Source organism: Streptomyces sp. NPDC048612, from assembly GCF_043199295.1.
Classification (GTDB): domain Bacteria; phylum Actinomycetota; class Actinomycetes; order Streptomycetales; family Streptomycetaceae; genus Streptomyces.
Map to the genome: position 1 here is coordinate 96,439 of NZ_JBICVV010000019.1, position 18,010 is coordinate 114,448.

An 18,010-nucleotide genomic window follows, 5' to 3' on the forward strand; every position below is an offset into this window, starting at 1 on the left:
GGAGCGCTGAACGACGGAGCCCGCCTCCCCTGGGGGAAGCGGGCTCCGGCCGTGGCGCGGGACGCCGGGCTACGCGGTCTTGCCGGTGTCCCCGGACTCCTCGGCCGGGGCCGCGTCCTCCATGGCCGCCAGGGCCGGGTCGAGCACGATGTCCTCGTCCCGGGCCGCGGTCGTCGGCTCCTCGGGGAAGTGGCAGGCGGTGAGGTGGCCGTCCGCGTTCCCGCCGATCCGGACCAGCGGCGGCTCCTCCGTGGCGCACTTGTCCTGCGCCTTCCAGCACCGGGTACGGAACCGGCAGCCGGAGGGCGGGTTGACGGGGGAGGGGACGTCACCGGCGAGGCGGATGCGCTCGCGGTCCTCCTCGTCGTCCTCCACCAGCTTGGCCTCCGGCACCGCCGAGAGCAGCGCGTGGGTGTACGGGTGGCGCGGCCGGTTGTAGATCTCGTCGCGGGTGCCGACCTCGACGATCTTGCCGAGGTACATCACCGCGACCCGCTCGCTGAAGTGCCGCACGATCGCCAGGTCGTGGGCGATGAACAGGAACGCGATGCCCAGTTCCCGCTGGAGCTTCTGGAGCAGGTTGACGACCTGCGCCTGGATGGAGACGTCCAGCGCGGAGACCGGCTCGTCGGCGATGATCAGCTTCGGTTCCAGGGCGAGCGCACGGGCCACGCCGATGCGCTGCCGCTGGCCGCCGGAGAACTCGTGCGGGAAGCGGTTGTAGTGCTCCGGGTTGAGACCGACGGTCTCCAGGAGCTCACGGATGCGCTTCTCCCGGCCGCCGGCCGGGTTGATCCCGTTGATCTCCATCGGGCCGCCGATGATGGTGCCCACCGTCTGCCGCGGGTTCAGCGAGGCATACGGGTCCTGGAAGATCATCTGGATCTCGGAGCGGATCGGCGCCAGTTGCTTGCGGCCCGCGTGGGTGATGTCCTGGCCGGCGTAGCTGATCTTGCCGGAGGTCGGCTCCATGAGCCGGGTGAGCAGCCGTCCGGTGGTGGACTTGCCGCAGCCCGACTCACCGACCAGACCGAAGCTCTCGCCGGCGTGCACGGTCAGGTCGACGCCGTCGACCGCCTTGACCGCGCCGACCTTCCGCTTGAACGGGAAGCCGCCGTAGATCGGGAAGTGCTTGGTCAGGCCTTCGGCGGTGAGCAGCGGCTCGCCCTGGGCGGGCGCGGCGCCGCGCGGCGCCGGGAGGGTGACGTTCTCTGACATGGTGGTCGCTCCCTAGCCCAGCCGGGGCTTGATCTGCTCGGTGAAGAGGGTCTGCTTCTGCTCGGCGCTCAGATGGCACGCGGCCGCGCGCCCCAGTTCCAGCAGGGGCCGCTCGTCGGTGCAGCGGGCACCGCCGACCTCGCCGGTGAATCCGCAGCGCGGGTTGAAGGCGCAGCCGGACGGCGGGTTGAGCAGGCTCGGCGGGGAGCCGGGGATCGGGTGCAGCGACTCGCTGACGTCCGAGGAGAGCCGCGGCATGGAGCTCAGCAGGCCCCAGGTGTACGGGTGCCGGGGCTGGGTGAGGATCTCCTTCACCGAGCCCCGCTCCACGGCCCGGCCGGCGTACATCACCAGCAGGTCGTCCGCGGTGTTGGCGACCACGCCGAGGTCATGGGTGATCAGGATGATCGCGGAGCCGAACTCCTGCTGCAGGTCCTTGAGGAGGTCGAGGATCTGCGCCTGGACGGTGACGTCCAGGGCGGTGGTCGGCTCGTCCGCGATCAGCAGCTCGGGGTTGCAGACCAGCGACATGGCGATCATCGCGCGCTGGCGCATACCGCCGGAGAACTGGTGCGGGTAGTCGTCGACCCGCAGGTTGGGCTGCGGGATACCGACCTTGGTGAGCATCTCGATGGCGCGCTGCCGGCCCTCGCGCTTGCTGGCGCCGGTGTGCTTGATGAACGGCTCCGCGATCTGCCGGCCGACCGTGTAGTACGGCGACAGCGCGGTCAGCGCGTCCTGGAAGATCATGGCCATCTTGTTGCCGCGGAGCTTCTCCAGGGTCTTCTCCTTGGCCCCGGTCAGCTTCTCGCCTTCGAGCGTGATCTCGCCGGAGATCTCGGTGCTCTTGGGGTTGTGCAGCCCCAGCACGGCGAGGTTGGTGACGGACTTGCCGGACCCCGATTCGCCGACGATGCCGAGCGTCTGCCCGCGTTCCAGGTCGAAGGAGAGGCCGTCGACCGCCTTGACGATGCCGTCCTCGGTGGAGAACCGGACGTGCAGGTCGCGGACGGAGAGGAAGGGGTCCGATCCGGCCGGGACCGGCGTGTCCTCGGTCTTGGTGAGTGTGGTCACTTCAGGCTCTCCTAGGACAGGCGCACGCGCGGGTCGATGAAGGCGTACGTCGCATCCACGATGATGTTGAACACCAGGATCAGGGCGGCGCTGAAGATCAGCACGCCCAGGACCATGGGCAGATCGAGGGTGGTCACGGAATTGATCGCCAGCCGGCCCAGGCCTGCCAGCGAGAAGGTGTACTCGGTGATCATGGCACCGCCGAACAGCGAGCCGAGGTCCATGCCGAGGATGGTGACGATGGGGATCAGCGAGCCGCGCCAGGCGTAGCGCATGAAGACGTAACGCGCCGGCATGCCCTTGGCCTTGGCCGTACGGACATGCTCCTCCTGGAGCTGCTCGATCATCGTCGAGCGCGACATACGGGTGTACTGCGCGGTGAAGATCGTCGACATGACGAGCCACGGCAGCAGCAGGCCCATGAACCAGCCGGCGGGGTTCGAGGTGAAGTCGACGTACTTGGGAGAGGCCATCACGCCGCTGTAGACGAAGATGCCGAGCACGATCGGCCCGAGGATGTAGATCTGCACCGAGCTGAGGATCATGGAGGCGCCGGTGACGGTCTTGTCCAGCATCGAGCCGCGCTTCCAGGCGGCGAGCAGGCCGGCGCCCAGACCGATCGCCAGGAAGACCACGGCACCGCCGATGGCCAGCGACGCCGTGGTGGGCAGCCGGTCCATCATCGTCGCCCAGACGTCCTGCTTGGTGGCGAAGGAGTAGCCGAAGCAGGGGGCGCTGCAGTGGCCGACGGAGAAGTCCCGGCCGACGAAGATGCCGGAGAGGAAGTCCCAGTACTGCGTCGGGAGCGGCTTGTCGAGCCCGAGGTTCTGGTGGATCAGGGCGACGTTGTCAGCGGTGCAGTTCTTACCGCACGCCATCAGGGCGGGGTCGCCCACGGCGAAGAACACGAAGAAGGTGAAGGCGCTCAGCAGGACCAGAGTGATGACCGCGCCGAACGTCCGGCGAAATAGGAATTGAAGCATGACAGTTCGCTGCTCTCAGGACGGCGGCGGCAGTGGGGTGAGGGGTGGCGGGAAAGGCCCCGGAGGGCGCGCGCCCCGCCGTGCGCGCGCTCTCCGGACTGCCTTCGCAGGTGCTTACTTCTTGAGGAACAGCGTGTTCGGGTCGAGGTAGCTGACGTCGGTGTTGTACCGGGCGCCGCCGATGTTCGAGCCGTAGAGCTGGAGCATCTTGGTGTAGAAGACCGGCGCGGCCGGGTTGACCTTCTCCACGATGTACTGGTGCAGCTTCTGCCACTCGGCGGTCGACTTGTTGACGTCCGTGATCTTCGAGATACGGGCGATCTCGGAGTTCACGTGCTTGTCGTTGACGTGCGAGTAGTTGGCGGCGCCGTCCTGGATCTGGGTGCCGTCGTAGGACGGCGGGATCACGGTGGACGGGTCGGCCCAGTCCTGGCCCCAGCCGGTCATGTAGATGTCGAAGCCGTTCTTGACCTTGCCCATCTGCTCGTACCAGGAGGCGGCGTCGACCTCCTTCTTCTGCACGTTGAAGCCGGCCTTGGTCAGCGCGTCCTCGATGACGACGGCTTCCTTCTGGCGCGCCTCGGTGTTGGAGTAGGCGTAGACGAGCTTCTTGCCCGTCGCACCGGCCTCCTTGAGGAGCTTCTTGGCCTTCTCCGGCTCACCGTTGGGGTGCTTCAGCTTGCCGTAGGGGTCGTAGCCCTTCTTGTAGCCCGCGACGGTCGGGGCGAGCAGACCACCCGCGATCTCACCGCCGTAGCTGCCGCCGTTGACCCGGACGATCTGGCCGTTCGGCAGGGCGTAGGTGATCGCGTCACGAATCCGCTTGTCCTTGATGCGGTCCATGTTGAAGTTCATCTGCCAGACGTAGGGCTGGTAGCCCTGCACCAGGCGCTTGCTGGCGCTCTCGTTGTCGAGCACCTGCTTGGTCTGCGTCGGCTCCACCGCGTTGGTGAGGCTGACCGCGTCCTTGGACTCGCCCTGGTCGGCCATCAGGCGCTTCGTGGAGTCCGAGGCCTGGTGGTTGAAGGTGAGGTCGTACCCGTCGGGGTACTGGTGCCGCATCGCGTCGGTCTTCGGGTCCCAGTTGGTGTTGCGCACCAGCTTCATGGACTTGCCCGACTTGAAGGACGCGATCTTGTACGGGCCCGAGCAGACGGGCGCGACGTCGTAGTTGTCCTTGGTGTCCTTCGCGCCCTCGGGGACCACGCTGTAGCCCGGCATGGTCAGGGCGTACGGCAGCTGCGACTGCGGCTGCTTGAAGTGGAAGACGATGGTCTTGTCGTCCGGGGTGTCCAGCACGGTCTTGGGCAGGTGGTCACCCTTGTACGGGCCGTCCGGCAGCGCCTTGCGGTACGTGGTGCCCGCACCGGACAGCCAGGTCTGGACGTAGGTGGGACCGTCCGTGATGAACTTGGCGTACGTGCGCTCGATGGTGTGGCGGATGTCCTTCGAGGTGATCGGCTTGCCGTCCTCGAACTTGATCCCGTCCTTGAGCGTGTACTTCCAGGTCTTGCCGCCGTCGGACATCTGGCCGGAGTCGGTGGCGAGGTCGCCGACCACCTTCTCCTTGCCCTGGTCGTCCTGCTTGAGGCTGGTCAGACCGCGGAAGATCAGCTGCGACAGCGCCTTCATGTCGCTGACGTACATCTGGCCCGGGTCGAGGTGGTTGAAGCTGTCCCGCTGGAAGACACGGATGGTGCCGCCGGACTTGGCGCCCTTGACCGCGACCGCCGGGCCGGTGGAGTCGGCGGCCGTGCCGAGCGGCACCGCCTTCGACTGCGAGGCGGCGTCCTTGTCCGTCTGGGCGTTGTCCTTGCCGTTGCTGCCGCCGCTGCTGCAACCGGTGAGCGCGAGCGAACCGGCCGCCAGGGCCACGATCACCGCGCGTGCTCTGCGCGTAGATTGAGCGTTCATTGGGTCCAAGCACCTGCCTGTCAGTTGGTGTCCAGTAGTGCTGTCGGACGCATCCGGTCAGAGCCCGGCGCGGGGGTGACAGCAACCCCCTTCAAGAGGTCGATCAACGCCCTGACTTGGGGTCGAAGGCGTCCCGGACCGAGTCCCCGAGCAGGTTGAAGCACAGCACGAAGATCACCATCGCGGCACCGGGGAAGACCAGGAAGGTCGGGTCGTTCTCGTAGACCATGCCGGCCGTGTGGAACAGCCGTCCCCAGTCCGGGGTCGGCTCCATGATGCCGACGCCCAGGTAGGACAGGCCGGCCTCCGCCGTGACGAACAGCGGGAGCATGTAGGTGCTCTGCACCAGGATCGGCGTCACCACATTGGGCAGCAGCTCCTTGCGGATGATCCGCCAGGGGGACGCCCCGGTGATCTTCGCGGCCTCGACGAACTCCCGCTCCCGCAGCGACAGCACCTGGCCGCGCAGCAGTCGGGCCAGACCCATCCAGCCCAGCGCCCACTGCACGAGGATCAGCGCCACGACGCGTACGTAGGTGGGGGTCTCGTCCGACGGCGGCACGAAGATCGCGACGACGACCGGCATGAACGCCACGAACGTCAGCTGGCTGGGGAAGGCGAGCAGGAAGTCGATGATCCGGCCGAGCCAGTAGTCGGTCCGGCCGCCCACGTAGCCCGCGGTGACACCGAGGATGGTGCCGGTGACGACCACCAGCAGGGTCACCGCCACGGAGATGCCCAGCGAGGTCCGGATGCCGTAGAGCAGCTGGGTGAACAGGTCACGCCCCAGCGAGGGCTCGATACCGAACCAGAAGTCGCCGGAGATACCGCCGTTGGGACCCACCGGATAGCCGAACTCGTCCAGCAGGTCGAAGTTGTCGTTGCCGTAGAGGGTGTACGGGTTCTTCCCGTACAGCGCTCCGATCACCGGGGCCAGCGCCGCGATGACGAAGAACGCGAGAACGACGATCGCGCACACCACACCGGTGCGGTCGCGCTTGAAGCGCATCCACATCAATTGGCCGGGGGACCGGCCGACGAGCTCACCGCCCTTGCCCTTCTTTTCCTTCTTCAGACCCTCGGGCCCAAGTCCTTGCGAAACGGACTCGCTGGCCGCGGTCTGGGATGGACTAGTCATCGCGAAGTGCCCCCGCGCCGAGTTCTCTTGGAACGTGAAGCGGCACCTGGTCGCACCGCTGGATGAGCGGACTTTCGCAAGTGATTTATGGCGGAGTCAAGGGGATCGGGTGTGCTCGTGAACAGGTCGTCTACTTCTTGAGCGAAGATTGCGCAGATCGTCTCCCGGGCGTGCTTGACAGGAGGGCGTGATATGCGGCATGAGGGACATATCCGCATCAACTTCTTTAACGTGAAGGCAACTTCACTGTCGCAACACCGATATACGGACGCGCCATGATGAACAACGTACGGCCGTGCGGGTGCCGTAGACCGGCCGGAGCGTCAGGCGACGCTCCGGCCGGTTGCTGCTTTGTCCGGGTTTCACCCGTCGTCCGGAACGGCTCTGTTGTCCCCGGGCCGGGACTGGAGTAGACCTGCGGAAGGCGCCTCCCGTAGGGGGTGCCGCGGACGACTCGGGTACTACGACACGGACGGGGGGCGAGCCGTGTCCACAGTGCGGGACGGCGTTCTCACCCGCGGCGCGCGCGGCCTCGGCGCACTGGTCTGCCTGCTGCTCGCGCTGCTCAGCGCGCTCTGGATCATCCGCGACCTGACGATCGCTCAGCAGGCTGCGGACGTGGGCCGGTTCTGGCTCGGGGAGACGCCCCGGCCGCGGGAGTTCACCGCCTGGGCCACCTCGGCGCTGGACCCGCTGCTGGTGCTCGGCGCACTCGTCGCCGCCGTCGCCGTCCTGCGCACCGCGGTCCCCTCGGCCGTGGCCACCGGCGCGCTGCTCTCCCTGGCCGCCGCCACCGCGCTGCTGCGGACCCCGCTGGTGTGGATGCTGGGCGCGGGCTGGCTCCAGGGACTGGACAGCGGTCTCACGGCGCGGGCACGGCTGACAGCCCTGGCCCAACTCGCGCTGGCGGTCGCCCTGCTCGTGGTGAGCGTGCGGGGCCGGCAGCCGGACGGCTCCACGGCACGGGGTGCGCACGCACTGCAGCGGCCCGTGACCCCGGCGTACGGAGTGGTCCGCGCGGTGTCGCCGGGAGCGGCCCCCGAGGCGCCCGGCAGGCCGTTCAAGGGACCGGCCGTCACCACCGCCGTCCTCCTGGGGGCCGCCGGACTGGCCGTCGCTGGCTGGGAGCTGCACTGGTGGGCGCGGCTCGGCGGGGACCTCTACGGCAAGGGGCTGTTCGGTGACGCCTCCGTCTTCCGCGCGCTGCTCCAGCCCCCGGTGCACTGGCAGGCGCTGGCGCTCGCGCTGTCGGCCCTGACGGCCGCGGCCGCCGCGCTGCGCCGGGCGGCGTGGGCCCGGCCGGCCGCACTGACGGCCGCGGCCCTGCTCTGTGTGCACGGGGGTGTGGCGCTCGCCTTCGCCCTGCACACCGGCAAGCTGGGCCGCTTCGCCGCGCTCCCCGCCCCGGCCCGGCTGGAGGTGGGCACCGCGGCCTTCGTGGCGGCCGCCGGGCTGGCCGTGCTGATCGCGGCGGCCCGGCCCGGCGTCCCGGCAGCCGTCCCGGAGGCGGTGCTGGCCTACGGCGGCGCCCCGGGCGAGGCCCGCCCGCCGCATGCCCCACCCCCGCCGTCCACGCTCCCGCCGGGCTGGTGAGACGCGGCGGGGGCGGGGGCCGGGGCTTAAGGGGCGGGCGAACAGATCCCGTAGGGGGTGCGGGTGCCCCCTGCGGAGCCACAACGGGGCGGCGGCGGAGGGTATTCCCGCGGCCGGTCCCCGGTCAGTCCCGCATCCCCAGCGACCGCTTGAGGAAGTCGACTTGGAGCAGCAGCAGGTTTTCGGCCACCTGCTCCTGTGATGCCATGTGGGTCACCCCGGACAGCGGCAGCACCTCGTGCGGGCGGCCCGCCGCCAGCAGCGCGGAGGACAGCCGCAGCGCGTGGGCCACCACCACGTTGTCGTCCGCGAGGCCGTGCACGATCAGCATCGGGCGGTGCGGCTCCCGCGCACCGGACAGCCCCTCGTCCGTGATCAGCGAGTTCGCCGCGTAGACCGCCGGCTCCTCGCCCGGGTGGCCGAGGTAGCGCTCCTGGTAGTGGGTGTCGTACAGGCGCAGATCGGTCACCGGTGCGCCCACCACGGCCGCGTGGAAGACATCGGGCCGGCGCAGCGCGGCGAGCCCGGCGAGATAGCCGCCGAAGGACCAGCCGCGGATGGCCACCCGCTCCATGTCGAGGGGAAAGGATTCGGCCAGCGCCTGGAGTGCGTGGACCTGGTCGTCCAGCGCGTACTCCGCGATCCGCCGGGAGACCGACTTCTCCCAGGAGGGGGAGCGGCCCGGAGTGCCCCGGCCGTCCGCGACGATCACCGCGAACCCCTGGTCGGCGAACCACTGGGAGGTCAGATGGGCGTGGTGCGCGGCGACCACCCGCTGGCCGTGCGGACCGCCGTACGGGTCCAGCAGTACGGGCAGCGGACCGTCGCCCTCCCGGTAGTCGCCGGGCAGCAGCACCGCACACGGAATCTGCCGCTCCCCGGCCAGGACGAGCCGGGGGCGCGCGGTCAGGGACGGCTCCTCGGCGTGCGAACCGATCGTGGCGACCGTCTTCTCACCGCCGTCACCGTCCGTCCGCACCACCTCCACCCGGGTGCCGGGCCGCTCCAGGGACGCCTGGGACAGCACGGTCAGCGCACCGCCGCGCACCGCGGAGGACACCGTCGGGTACGGCCGCTCGCCCACCCGCTCCCAGCCGCCCTGGTCGCCGCTGCCGCGGAACCAGGCGCGGTAGACCCCGATGTCGTGCATGTCCGTGCCGCTGGCCGAGAAGAGGACGTCGTCCTCGCCGATGTCCAGGACGGCCCGGACGTGCAGCGGCGCCCCGGTCAGCGGGCGGTCGCCGACGAACAGCTTGCGCGCGCCGCCCTCGTCGGCGATCCGCACCAGCCGGCCGTCCGGCGTCCAGGCCGGCACCCCGGGGAACGGCTCGACCCAGGCCTCGTCCTCGTCCTCGTGCACCGTCCGGGTCGCGCCGGTCGTCGTGTCCACGGTCAGATAGCGCTGGTCGCGCTGGTCGCGGGCCTGGACGAGCAGCAGCGGCGGCCCGGCCGCCGACCAGTGGACGCGGGCGAGATAGGGGTAGCGCTCGGTGTCCCAGCCGATGTCGGTGCGGCTGCCGTCCAGGCCGAACAGGGTCAGGGTGACCACGGCGTTGCGGGTGCCCGCCGCCGGGTACGCGACCCGGGCGGGCTCCCGGTCCGGATGGGCGGGGTCGGAGATCCACCAGCGCTGCACCGGCGCCTCGTCGACCCGGGCGGCCAGCACCGCGTCGCTCTCCGGCGACCACCAGAATCCCCGGTAGCGCCCCATCTCCTCGGCCGCGATGAACTCCGCGAGCCCCCAGGTCACTTCGGGCCCGTCGGGCTCGGCCAGCACCCGGTCCGTCCGTCCGCCGTCCGCCGGGCCGCCGTCCCCGTCCGACGTCGTGGCGCCGTCCACCGCCACCACCCGCAGCCGGCCGTCCGCCACGAAGGCCACCTGCCGGCCGTCCGGTGACGGCCGGGGGTCCACCACCGGTCCGTGGACGGGCAGTTCCCGGGTGGTGCCGGCCCGCAGCTCGGAGACGAACAGCCGGCCGGACAGCGTGAACGCCGCCAACTCCACCGCGGAGTCCGTCGCGTAGCCGACGATGCCCGCCGAACTCTCCCGGCTGCGCTCGCGGCGGGCCCGCTCCTGCGGGGGAAGCTCCTCGTCCGCGCCGGCCAGCAGGGCCTGCGGATCGGCGGCCGGGAACTCCCGTCCCGAGTCCAGGTCGAGTACCCACAACTGCTGACTGCGGTCGGTGCCCGAACCGGAGCGGAGGAAGACGACGCGCGCGCCGTCGGGGGAGAGGGCGTAGCTGCGTGGCGCACCCAGGGTGAAGCGCTGCGTACGGGCGTACTGCCGCGGGAACGAAGGCTGTCCGGTCATGGTGCCGAGCCTAAGGGCTGTCCCGCCGCTCGGGGCCTGGCCGTGAAATCCCGTCGGCCGGCCGCCGGGGGGAGGAACGGCTCACCCTGGTCGCACTCGTGAAGATCATGTGCGCCCCCGCTCTGCTTCCGTGCTCCGACTTATGCGCTAGCGCGGAAAGTTATGATCCCTTGGGTGCCGTGGGTACGGGGTAAAGAGCCCTTGGCATACCCGGGTGCGCGGGTCGTGAGGACGGCTCGGGCACCCTCAACTCTGTCCGGACCGTGAGTACTTGGAGGTGAGCCGCCGTGGCACTCTCGATTTCGGCGGTGGTGCTGCTGGCGATCATCGTCTTCTTGCTTGTCAAGAAGTCTGGACTGAAGGCCCCGCATGCCCTGGTCTGCATGCTGCTGGGCTTCTATCTGGCCAGCTCGTCCATCGCCCCGACGATCAAGCAGCTGACGACGAACGTGGCCGGCATGCTCGGGAACATCAAGTTCTGAGCCGCCGCCGGCCGGACCCGTCCGCCGTGCGCCCGCCTCCCGGCCGGGTGCACCGGCGGCGGCCGGGATCGCCTGCGGGCGGGTGAGCCGGCGGCTCGTAGGCTGTCGGTATGACCGCTCAGCCCGCCCGTCCCCCGCAGCCGCCCGCCGAGGGGAGCGCCGCACCCGCCGCCTTTTCCCGGCGGCTGCTGCTGGTGCATGCGCACCCCGACGACGAGTCGATCAACAACGGCGTGACCATGGCCAAGTACGCGGCCGAGGGCGCGCTGGTCACCCTGGTGACCTGCACCCTCGGCGAGGAGGGCGAGGTCATCCCGCCCGAGCTGGCCCGGCTCGCGCCGGACCGTGACGACACCCTCGGCCCGTACCGCGCGGACGAGCTGGCGGCCGCGATGGCGGCCCTGGGCGTCACCGACCACCGCTTCCTCGGCGGACCGGGCCGCTACCGGGACTCCGGGATGATGGGCGCCCCCCAGAACGACCGGCCGGACGCCTTCTGGCAGGCCCCGCTCGACGAGGCGGCCGGGCATCTGGTGGCGGTGCTCCGCGAGGTCCGGCCGCAGGTCCTGGTCACCTATGACCCGAACGGCGGCTACGGCCACCCCGACCACATCCAGGCGCACCGGGTCGCCATGCGCGGTGCCGAACTCGCCGCCCGCGCGGACTTCCGGCCGGAGCTGGGCCCGGCGCACGCGGTCGGGAAGATCTACTGGAACTGCAACCCCCGCTCGGTGGTCGAGGAGGGCTTCGCCCGGCTGCGCGCGGCCGGGCACCGCTTCCCCGGTGTGGCCGCCGTCGACGATGTGCCCGGGGCGGTGCCGGACTCCGAGGTCGCGGCGTCCCTCACCGGCGCCCCCGAGTACGCGGCCGCGAAGGCCGCGGCGATGCGGGCGCACTACACCCAGATCGCGGTGGACGGGCCGTTCTTCGCGCTCTCCAACGACCTGGGCCAGCCGCTGTTCGGTACGGAGCACTACCGGCTGGTGCACGGCGCCCGGGGTGCCGCGGACGGCGTCCGGGAGGACGATCTCTTCGCGGGTATCGGCGATATGACGGGTATGGAGGAAAGTGCCCGGATCGAGGAGGCGGCGGAATGAGTGCGGCGAAGGGCGGCGGGACCGCCGGTGAGGGAAACGGCGGCGCGGCCTCCGGCAAGGGAAAGCGCTCACGGGCGGGCTCGGGCGCGACGCCCGGTGCGCGGTCCGGGGCGCCGGTGCCGCCGGTGGCCGGTGCCGTACCGGCCGCACCGCTGACGGTGGGACGGATCGGCATATACGTACTGCTCCTGGTCGCGGGCGTCCTGGTGGCCGGGGCCGGAACGCTGGTGCAGGCGGCCTGGTTTCCCGGCGGTCTGGCGCTGGCGCTGGGCGGCGTCGTCGGGCTCTTCTACGGGGGCGCCCGCGCGACCGGCACCTCGGCGGGCGTGCTGGTGCCCGGCGCGGCCTGGCTGGTGACGGTGTTCCTGCTGCTCAGCAACGTCCGGCCGGAAGGCGACTTCCTCTTCGGTGCGGGGCTCGGCTCGTACATCTTCCTGCTGGGCGGCATCGTGGTCGCTGTGATCTGCGCCACCGCGCGGCAGCTGCGCCCGATGGGCGTGGGGCACGGCCGAGTTGGCGGATGACGTGGCCCATACCGGGACGGATGCCGTGCCGGTCCGGGTGAACCGACCGGGTACCGGGGGTTCGCCCGTGGCGGCGGTGTTCGTACGCTCCCGGGGTGGCCGCCCGCGGCGGACAGTATGGTGGTGCGCGCCGTCGCGCCGCCCTGGGGGCACCTCCCGGCCTGTGGCCGGGGATCATCTCTGACGAGCGGCGGAGCCAACCGGGAGAACCTGCTTTGAGTCGTGAATCTGACAGTTCGTCCTCCGGCCCCCAGGGCCGTGGCGGAGCCGCGTACCCGTCCGGGACGCCGCCCTACGGCTCGCCCAGGGGAGAGACCGGCGAGCCGGCGCCCGGTGCCGCGGAGCACCCGGAGGAGCCCAAGACCGAGACCACGCTGACGACGCGGATCAAGATCAACATTCCGGGGTCGCGCCCCATCCCGCCGGTCGTCGTGCGCAAGCCCGTCGGTGAGGAGTCCGGCATGAGCGGATCTGCTGGTTCCGGCGGTGCCGCCGGTTCCCGGAGCACGCCCCGCGGCGGTGAGCGGAACGCGGAACGGACGGCGAACACGCCCCGGCCCGAGGCCCCGGCGGACGACGCCCCCACGGGCGGCCGGCCCGCGAAGGCCGGCCAGACCGAGAAGACCAGCGACTGGTTCGCCCCGCGCAAGCCGCAGGGCGGGGCCGGCGGCCCGTCCTCGTCCACCGGCTCGCACGCGGTGCCGCCCGCCCCCGGCGGGACGACCCCGCCGGGCGGTCCGTCCGGCAGCACCGGTGCGCCGCAGCGCCCCGACCTGCCGTACTTCTCCGACGGCCCGGCCCCGAAGAAGGACGGCGCCGCCTCGCCGTTCGACGGCGGTGCCCGGACGGGCGACCCCACGCCGTTCGACGGCGGTCCGCGGAGCGGCGCCTCGCCCTTCGACGGTGCCGCGCCCGGCGGCGCCTCGCCGTTCGACGGCGCCGGCGCGCCCGCCCGGGACCACAGCCCGTTCGACACCCCCGGGGCCGGCCCGAGCGGTCCGACCACCGGACCGGCCCGCGGCACCTCCGCGCTCAACCTCCCGCCCGGCTTCAGCGACCCCGGCGCCGGCGGCACGCCCCGGATCGACGACACCGCGGAGCTGACCCCGCAGCCGCCCGCCCCGCTCACCGGACCGGGCAGCGGCGGCGGCATCACGGGCGGCCTGCCCGGCGGCCCCCAGGGCACCGGCCCCGGAGCCCCGAAGGGGCCGCGCGGGCCGAAGGGCCCCCAGGGCGGCGCCTCCGGCGGCCGTGACCGGGTGTCCGGCGACACGCTGGTCAGCGGCATCCCGAAGGTCCCCGGGACCGAGAAGCCGTCCTCGCCGTCCCCCTTCCCGGCTGCCCCGGCCGGTGCGGGCGACAGTGCCGCCCCCAAGCCGCGGCCCAAGATCCCCGAGCCGATCAACCCGCCCAAGAAGGGCCGCAACAAGCTCGTTCTCGTGGGTGTCGCCGTCGTGGTGCTGGCCGGTGTCGCCTACGGCGCCGGGCTGCTGCTCGACCACGCCGACGTGCCCAACGGCACCACCGCGCTCGGCGTCGACATCGGCGGCGCCAGCAAGGAAGAAGCCGTCAAGAAGCTGGAGACGGCCCTCAAGGACAGCCGCACCGCACCGCTCAAGCTCACCGTCGACGGCAAGTCCACGAGCCTCCGGCCCTCCCGTGCGGGCCTGGACATCGACCCGCAGGCGACGGTGCGCAGGGCGGCCGGCCGGGACTACAACCCGGTCTCCGTCATCGGCTCGCTGTTCGGCGTGCACCGCACGGCCGACCCCGCGGTCGTCGTCGACGACGAGAAGCTGCAGATCGCCCTGGAGAACGCCACCGGACCCGGGGGCGCCGCCGCGGACGGCGGGATCACCTTCGAGAACGGCAAGGCGGTGCCCCACTACGGCGCGCCCCACAAGGCGATCGACATCGGTACGTCCAAGAAGAAGGTCGCCGACGCCTACCGCAAGCGCGCCGCCACCGGCACCGACGCCCCCGTGGTGCTGGCCGCCGGCACCCAGCAGCCGAAGGTGACCAAGGCCGCGGTGGACCGGGCGATGAAGCAGTTCGCCGAGCCCGCGATGTCCGGCCTGGTGACGGTCCGCACGGACGCGGCGCACACGGTCTCCTTCAGCCCGCAGAAGTCCATCCCGAAGTTCCTGTCGTTCAAGATCGTCAACGGCGCCCTGGTGCCGTACTACGACCGGCCGGCCCTCAAGGCGCTGTACGGCGACACCTTCAACGGCGTCCTGGTCACCAAGGGCGACGGCTCCAAGCACCCGGTCAGCGTCGAGGAGGTGGCGAGCGCGGTCGGAAAGGCGCTGCAAGGCACCGGCCCGGCCCAGCGGGTCCAGACCATCGCCACCGACGGCAACTGACCGCCGCACCGCGAAACCGCAGGTGAGAGGCCCCCACAGGGCGTCGTCCCGGCTCGACCGGGACGCCCCCGGGGGCCTCTCGCCTGTGAGGGCGGCGCGCGGGCCGGCCGCCCCCGGTGCGGCGCCGGTCGGTTTCCCGCAGGCTGGAAGGGTGATGGCCGCCGACCGACCCACGGAGAGCCGCCGCCTGGCTCCCGTGCTGCTGATTCTCGCGATCCTCGTCGTCACCCTGCTGGACTCCACGACCGGACCGGAGCTGCACATCTCGGCCTTCATGGGCATCGCCCCGCTGTACGCCGCGCTGCGCTGCCCGTTCCGGCAGACCGTCGCGGTCGCGGCCGTCTTCGTGGTGTGCCTGACCTACGTCGACATCTTCACCGTGCCCGACTGGGGCCTGGCCAGCCGGGTCGTCGGCATCTTCGGCGTCTTCCTGGTGGCGGCCTTCTCCCTGACGCTGTGCCGCACCCGGCTCCAGCGGGAGGCGCTGCACGCCCGGACGAGCCTGGTGGCCGACACCGTCCAGCGGGCGATGCTGCGCGAGCTGCCGATCGGCGCCGGGCAGATCGAGGCGTACGGCTTCTATGTCTCCGCCGAGGAGGGGGCCCGGGTCGGCGGGGACATCTACGAGGCCATCGACACGCCGTACGGCATGCGGCTGATGATCGGCGACGTCCAGGGCAAGGGCATGCCGGCGATCGGCGCGGGCCTGGAGGTGCTGGCGTCGTTCCGGGAGGCCGCGCAGTACCAGGAGTCACTGGAGTCGGTGGCCGGGCGCATGGAGCAGGCGCTGGCCCGCTACAACACCCGCTCCGCCGAGGAGGGCACCGACGAGCGCTTCGTGACCGCGCTGCTGCTGGAGCTGCGCGGCGCGGACGGGGTGACGGAGGGCCGGGTGCTGTCCTGCGGCCACATCCCGTACTACCTGGTGCGGCACGGCGAGGTCCACGAGCGCCGGGACGGCGAGGGCGCGCTGCCGCTCGGCCTGGGCGCGCTCAGCGGCGAACCCCGCCACGGCGTCCGGGTGCACCCCGAGCCCGACGACTGGATCGTGCTGTGCACGGACGGGGTGACCGAGGCGCGCGGCACGGACGGCACGTTCTACCCGCTCGCCGAGCGGCTCGCCCGGTGGACGGACCTGGAGCCCCCCGACCTGGCCCGCACCCTCCGCGCCGATCTGGAGGACTTCACCCACGGCAGCCTCAAGGACGACGCGACCGTGCTGGTCGTCCGGCGCCGGGCACACCCCGACCCCGCCGGTCAGTTGAGCATGGCCCGCGCCGCCGCGGCCTGACGCCGCAGCGCCTTCGCCGCGGCCGGATCGACCGCCTCCACCACCCGCGCGTACTCCTCCAGCTCGGCCGCCCCGTCGAGGAACTCCCCGCGCTCGACGAGGAGTTGGGCCCGCTCCTGGCGCAGCCGCGCCGGATGGCTCGGCAGCAGCAGCGACAGCTCCAGCGCCCACAGCTGCACCGCGCTGTGCTCCGGGCGGGCCTGCGCCCAGGCACGGATGTTGTTGAGCATCCGCAGCACGATCTCCAGCGGATCGGCGGGCTGCGTCATCCGCGGGCTCAGCGGCTCCCCGGTCGCCCCCGTGACCAGCAGCTCCGCGTCCTCGTCGGTGAGCAGCCGGCCGCCCGCGAACGGATCGGCGAGGACGTGCCGTCCGGCGGGATCGCCGAAGCCGACGACGAAGTGCCCCGGCAGCGCCACCCCGTACACCGGGGCACCGGCCCGCCGGGCGACCTCCATCCACACCACCGACAGCAGGATCGGCAGGCCCCGGCGCCGCCGCAGCACCTCGTGCAGCAGCGACGACTCCAGCCGCCGGTAGTCGGCGGGCGAGCCGCCGAAGCCGCACCGGGTGCCGAGCAGCTCGGCGAGGTTACGGGCCCAGGCGCCGGGGCCGCCCGCCGGGGAATAGGGGAGCAGCCCGGCCAGCCGGTCCAGCTCGATCTGGACCGCGTCGCGGCCCGCCTCGTCCAGCGCGGGATCGGCCTCCTCGCCGATCAGCAGGCACAGCAGCGCCAGATCGGGCCGCTCGGCCCGCGCGGCCTCGGCGAACCGCTGCCGCCGTGCGCCGCGGGCGTCACCCTGCTGCGGCTCGGGCTCCGGGGACTCGGGTTCCTGGGACATGGCGTGGGATACCCGTTCAGCGCCGGCCGCCGGGCAGCGCCCGCCGGTAGTGACAGTCGTGGTGGTCGGTGAAGCCGAGCCGGTCGTAGAACCCGAGCGCGCCCGCGTTGTCCGCCTCGACCTGCAGATACGCGGCCGAGGCACCCTCCTCCAGGGCCCGCTCGGCGAGCGCCGCCATCACCGCCGTGGCCAGGCCCTGCCGCCGCGCGGCCGGCGCCACCTCCACCGCGGCGAAGCCCGCCCAGCGCCCGTCGACGACCAGCCGCCCGATCGCCGCCGTCCCGCCGTCCGGACCGGCCACCGTCGCGAACCACACCGAGGGCCCGCCGGTCAGCACCCGCAGGGCGTTCCGCGCCGCCTCCTGCGACAGGCCGGCCTCGCCGGTCCGGTTGTAGAGGGCCGGCCAGTCCGCGCCGGGCTCCCGGGACAGGACGACGCGGGGCGCGGCACCCCCGGCGGAACCGGCGGGGACCTCGGTGTCGGCGAGCGGTGCCAGCGCCGCGATCCTGATCCTGGTGTGCGCCTCGTCGGTCCAGCCGCGCTCCGCCAGCTCGGCGGCCAGCTCGGCGCCGCCGCCGTCCGGCCCCGTGGCAACCATGATCGTCGGCCGCAGGCCCCGCGCGTCATACCACTGGCCGACCCGCTCCAGGGCGGTCCCCAGCGGGACACCGGGGTCGCCGAGCGGCAGGACGGAGTTGGCACGCCGGGTGAAGCCGCCGGAGGCCCGCAGCGTCCACTCCCCGAGACGCGCCGTCTCCACGGCGGGCCAGCCGCGGGCCGCGACGGTCTGCAGTTCGCGGACGGTGGCCGAGGGGCCCCGCCGTCGGGAGGGCTCCCCCGAGGAGGGCCGCGCGCCCCCGTGCCGGGCGGCCGGACGGTCGGGTACCACTTTGGCCGCCACCATCGCGGACTCCTCGACCGCGACGATCTCCCCGTTGCGCCGTGTGATGCTCAGCACACCTTGATCCCAGGATGTGAGAACGCCGACCGCGTCGGTGAACGCCGGACCACCCGCGCCGTCCCCGGTCAGACGCCGGACGGATACCCTTTTGCCCACGTCAGCACGGGTGATACGGACCTCCGCGCGCCCGCCGGCCAGGAATTCCATCGCTCAAACCGCCCCTCTTGTTCGTCTCGCGCCCGGGAACGGAGATACTAGATGGCGGGCATCGACGACGCC

14 protein-coding genes are annotated in these 18,010 nt (G+C 72.0%); 6 read left to right on the forward strand and 8 right to left on the reverse strand.

From position 1 onward, the window contains the following. Nucleotides 1-69: 69 nt before the first annotated feature. The 5 genes from ACGFN2_RS25795 to ACGFN2_RS25815 form a co-directional block, all read right to left on the reverse strand. Nucleotides 70-1,218 carry a dipeptide ABC transporter ATP-binding protein gene (locus ACGFN2_RS25795; protein WP_362605485.1) on the reverse strand — a complete coding sequence of 383 codons (1,149 nt, stop codon included), beginning with the start codon at nucleotides 1,216-1,218 and terminating at the stop codon, nucleotides 70-72. 12 nt (nucleotides 1,219-1,230) lie between these two features. Further along, nucleotides 1,231-2,292: an ABC transporter ATP-binding protein gene (locus ACGFN2_RS25800; protein WP_362605483.1), complete on the reverse strand. Its 1,062-nt coding sequence runs from the start codon at nucleotides 2,290-2,292 to the stop codon at nucleotides 1,231-1,233. Between the two features lie 11 nt (nucleotides 2,293-2,303). Further along, complete coding sequence (locus ACGFN2_RS25805) at nucleotides 2,304-3,275, reverse strand: ABC transporter permease (protein WP_362605481.1); 972 nt, start codon at nucleotides 3,273-3,275, stop codon at nucleotides 2,304-2,306. A 114-nt stretch (nucleotides 3,276-3,389) separates the two neighbouring features. After that, entirely contained in the window at nucleotides 3,390-5,189 is a 1,800-nt protein-coding gene (locus tag ACGFN2_RS25810) for an ABC transporter substrate-binding protein (protein WP_362605479.1), read from the reverse strand. A gap of 103 nt (nucleotides 5,190-5,292) precedes the next feature. Further along, nucleotides 5,293-6,327: an ABC transporter permease gene (locus tag ACGFN2_RS25815; protein ID WP_362605478.1), complete on the reverse strand. Its 1,035-nt coding sequence runs from the start codon at nucleotides 6,325-6,327 to the stop codon at nucleotides 5,293-5,295. A 486-nt stretch (nucleotides 6,328-6,813) separates the two neighbouring features. Between ACGFN2_RS25815 and ACGFN2_RS25820 the strand changes: the two genes are divergently transcribed. Then, complete coding sequence (locus ACGFN2_RS25820; RefSeq protein ID WP_393364337.1) at nucleotides 6,814-7,920, forward strand: hypothetical protein; 1,107 nt, start codon at nucleotides 6,814-6,816, stop codon at nucleotides 7,918-7,920. Nucleotides 7,921-8,044: 124 nt separating this feature from the next. On the opposite strand, the gene ACGFN2_RS25825 is transcribed toward ACGFN2_RS25820, so the two are convergent. Further along, entirely contained in the window at nucleotides 8,045-10,231 is a 2,187-nt protein-coding gene (locus ACGFN2_RS25825; protein WP_393364340.1) for a prolyl oligopeptidase family serine peptidase, read from the reverse strand. Between the two features lie 287 nt (nucleotides 10,232-10,518). Between ACGFN2_RS25825 and ACGFN2_RS25830 the strand changes: the two genes are divergently transcribed. The 5 genes from ACGFN2_RS25830 to ACGFN2_RS25850 all read left to right on the forward strand — a co-directional run bounded on the left by ACGFN2_RS25830 (nucleotide 10,519) and on the right by ACGFN2_RS25850 (nucleotide 15,988). Next, nucleotides 10,519-10,713, forward strand: coding sequence for a hypothetical protein (locus tag ACGFN2_RS25830; protein WP_006603310.1), 195 nt, complete (start codon nucleotides 10,519-10,521; stop codon nucleotides 10,711-10,713). Between the two features lie 110 nt (nucleotides 10,714-10,823). Next, nucleotides 10,824-11,810 carry an N-acetyl-1-D-myo-inositol-2-amino-2-deoxy-alpha-D-glucopyranoside deacetylase gene (mshB, locus tag ACGFN2_RS25835; protein ID WP_393364344.1) on the forward strand — a complete coding sequence of 329 codons (987 nt, stop codon included), beginning with the start codon at nucleotides 10,824-10,826 and terminating at the stop codon, nucleotides 11,808-11,810. Further along, a complete protein-coding gene (locus ACGFN2_RS25840) occupies nucleotides 11,807-12,334 on the forward strand; it encodes a DUF6113 family protein (protein WP_362605470.1) in 528 nt (175 codons plus the stop codon). The genes mshB and ACGFN2_RS25840 overlap by 4 nt, the downstream gene beginning before the upstream one ends. A gap of 215 nt (nucleotides 12,335-12,549) precedes the next feature. Beyond that, complete coding sequence (locus tag ACGFN2_RS25845) at nucleotides 12,550-14,697, forward strand: hypothetical protein (RefSeq protein WP_393364347.1); 2,148 nt, start codon at nucleotides 12,550-12,552, stop codon at nucleotides 14,695-14,697. Between the two features lie 154 nt (nucleotides 14,698-14,851). Continuing rightward, the gene (locus ACGFN2_RS25850) at nucleotides 14,852-15,988 is read left to right on the forward strand and encodes a PP2C family protein-serine/threonine phosphatase (protein ID WP_393364350.1); all 1,137 of its coding nucleotides are present in this window, start codon (nucleotides 14,852-14,854) and stop codon (nucleotides 15,986-15,988) included. Here ACGFN2_RS25850 and ACGFN2_RS25855 read toward each other — a convergent pair. Further along, entirely contained in the window at nucleotides 15,955-16,830 is an 876-nt protein-coding gene (locus ACGFN2_RS25855; protein WP_362605465.1) for a transglutaminase-like domain-containing protein, read from the reverse strand. The two genes, ACGFN2_RS25850 and ACGFN2_RS25855, sit on opposite strands and share 34 nt — an antisense overlap. Before the next feature lie 16 nt (nucleotides 16,831-16,846). Continuing rightward, entirely contained in the window at nucleotides 16,847-17,938 is a 1,092-nt protein-coding gene (locus tag ACGFN2_RS25860; RefSeq protein ID WP_362605464.1) for a GNAT family N-acetyltransferase, read from the reverse strand. Nucleotides 17,939-18,010 lie beyond the last annotated feature (72 nt).

Excerpts from the sequence above, each read along its gene's own strand:
- ACGFN2_RS25795 (WP_362605485.1), bottom strand. The coding sequence starts at position 1,218 with ATGTCAGAGAACGTCACCCTCCCGGCGCCGCGCGGCGCCGCGCCCGCC.
- ACGFN2_RS25805 (WP_362605481.1), bottom strand. The coding sequence starts at position 3,275 with ATGCTTCAATTCCTATTTCGCCGGACGTTCGGCGCGGTCATCACTCTG.
- ACGFN2_RS25810 (WP_362605479.1), bottom strand. The coding sequence starts at position 5,189 with ATGAACGCTCAATCTACGCGCAGAGCACGCGCGGTGATCGTGGCCCTG.
- ACGFN2_RS25815 (WP_362605478.1), bottom strand. The coding sequence starts at position 6,327 with ATGACTAGTCCATCCCAGACCGCGGCCAGCGAGTCCGTTTCGCAAGGA.
- ACGFN2_RS25825 (WP_393364340.1), bottom strand. The coding sequence starts at position 10,231 with ATGACCGGACAGCCTTCGTTCCCGCGGCAGTACGCCCGTACGCAGCGC.
- mshB (WP_393364344.1), top strand. The coding sequence starts at position 10,824 with ATGACCGCTCAGCCCGCCCGTCCCCCGCAGCCGCCCGCCGAGGGGAGC.
- ACGFN2_RS25840 (WP_362605470.1), top strand. The coding sequence starts at position 11,807 with ATGAGTGCGGCGAAGGGCGGCGGGACCGCCGGTGAGGGAAACGGCGGC.
- ACGFN2_RS25850 (WP_393364350.1), top strand. The coding sequence starts at position 14,852 with ATGGCCGCCGACCGACCCACGGAGAGCCGCCGCCTGGCTCCCGTGCTG.
- ACGFN2_RS25855 (WP_362605465.1), bottom strand. The coding sequence starts at position 16,830 with ATGTCCCAGGAACCCGAGTCCCCGGAGCCCGAGCCGCAGCAGGGTGAC.
- ACGFN2_RS25860 (WP_362605464.1), bottom strand. The coding sequence starts at position 17,938 with ATGGAATTCCTGGCCGGCGGGCGCGCGGAGGTCCGTATCACCCGTGCT.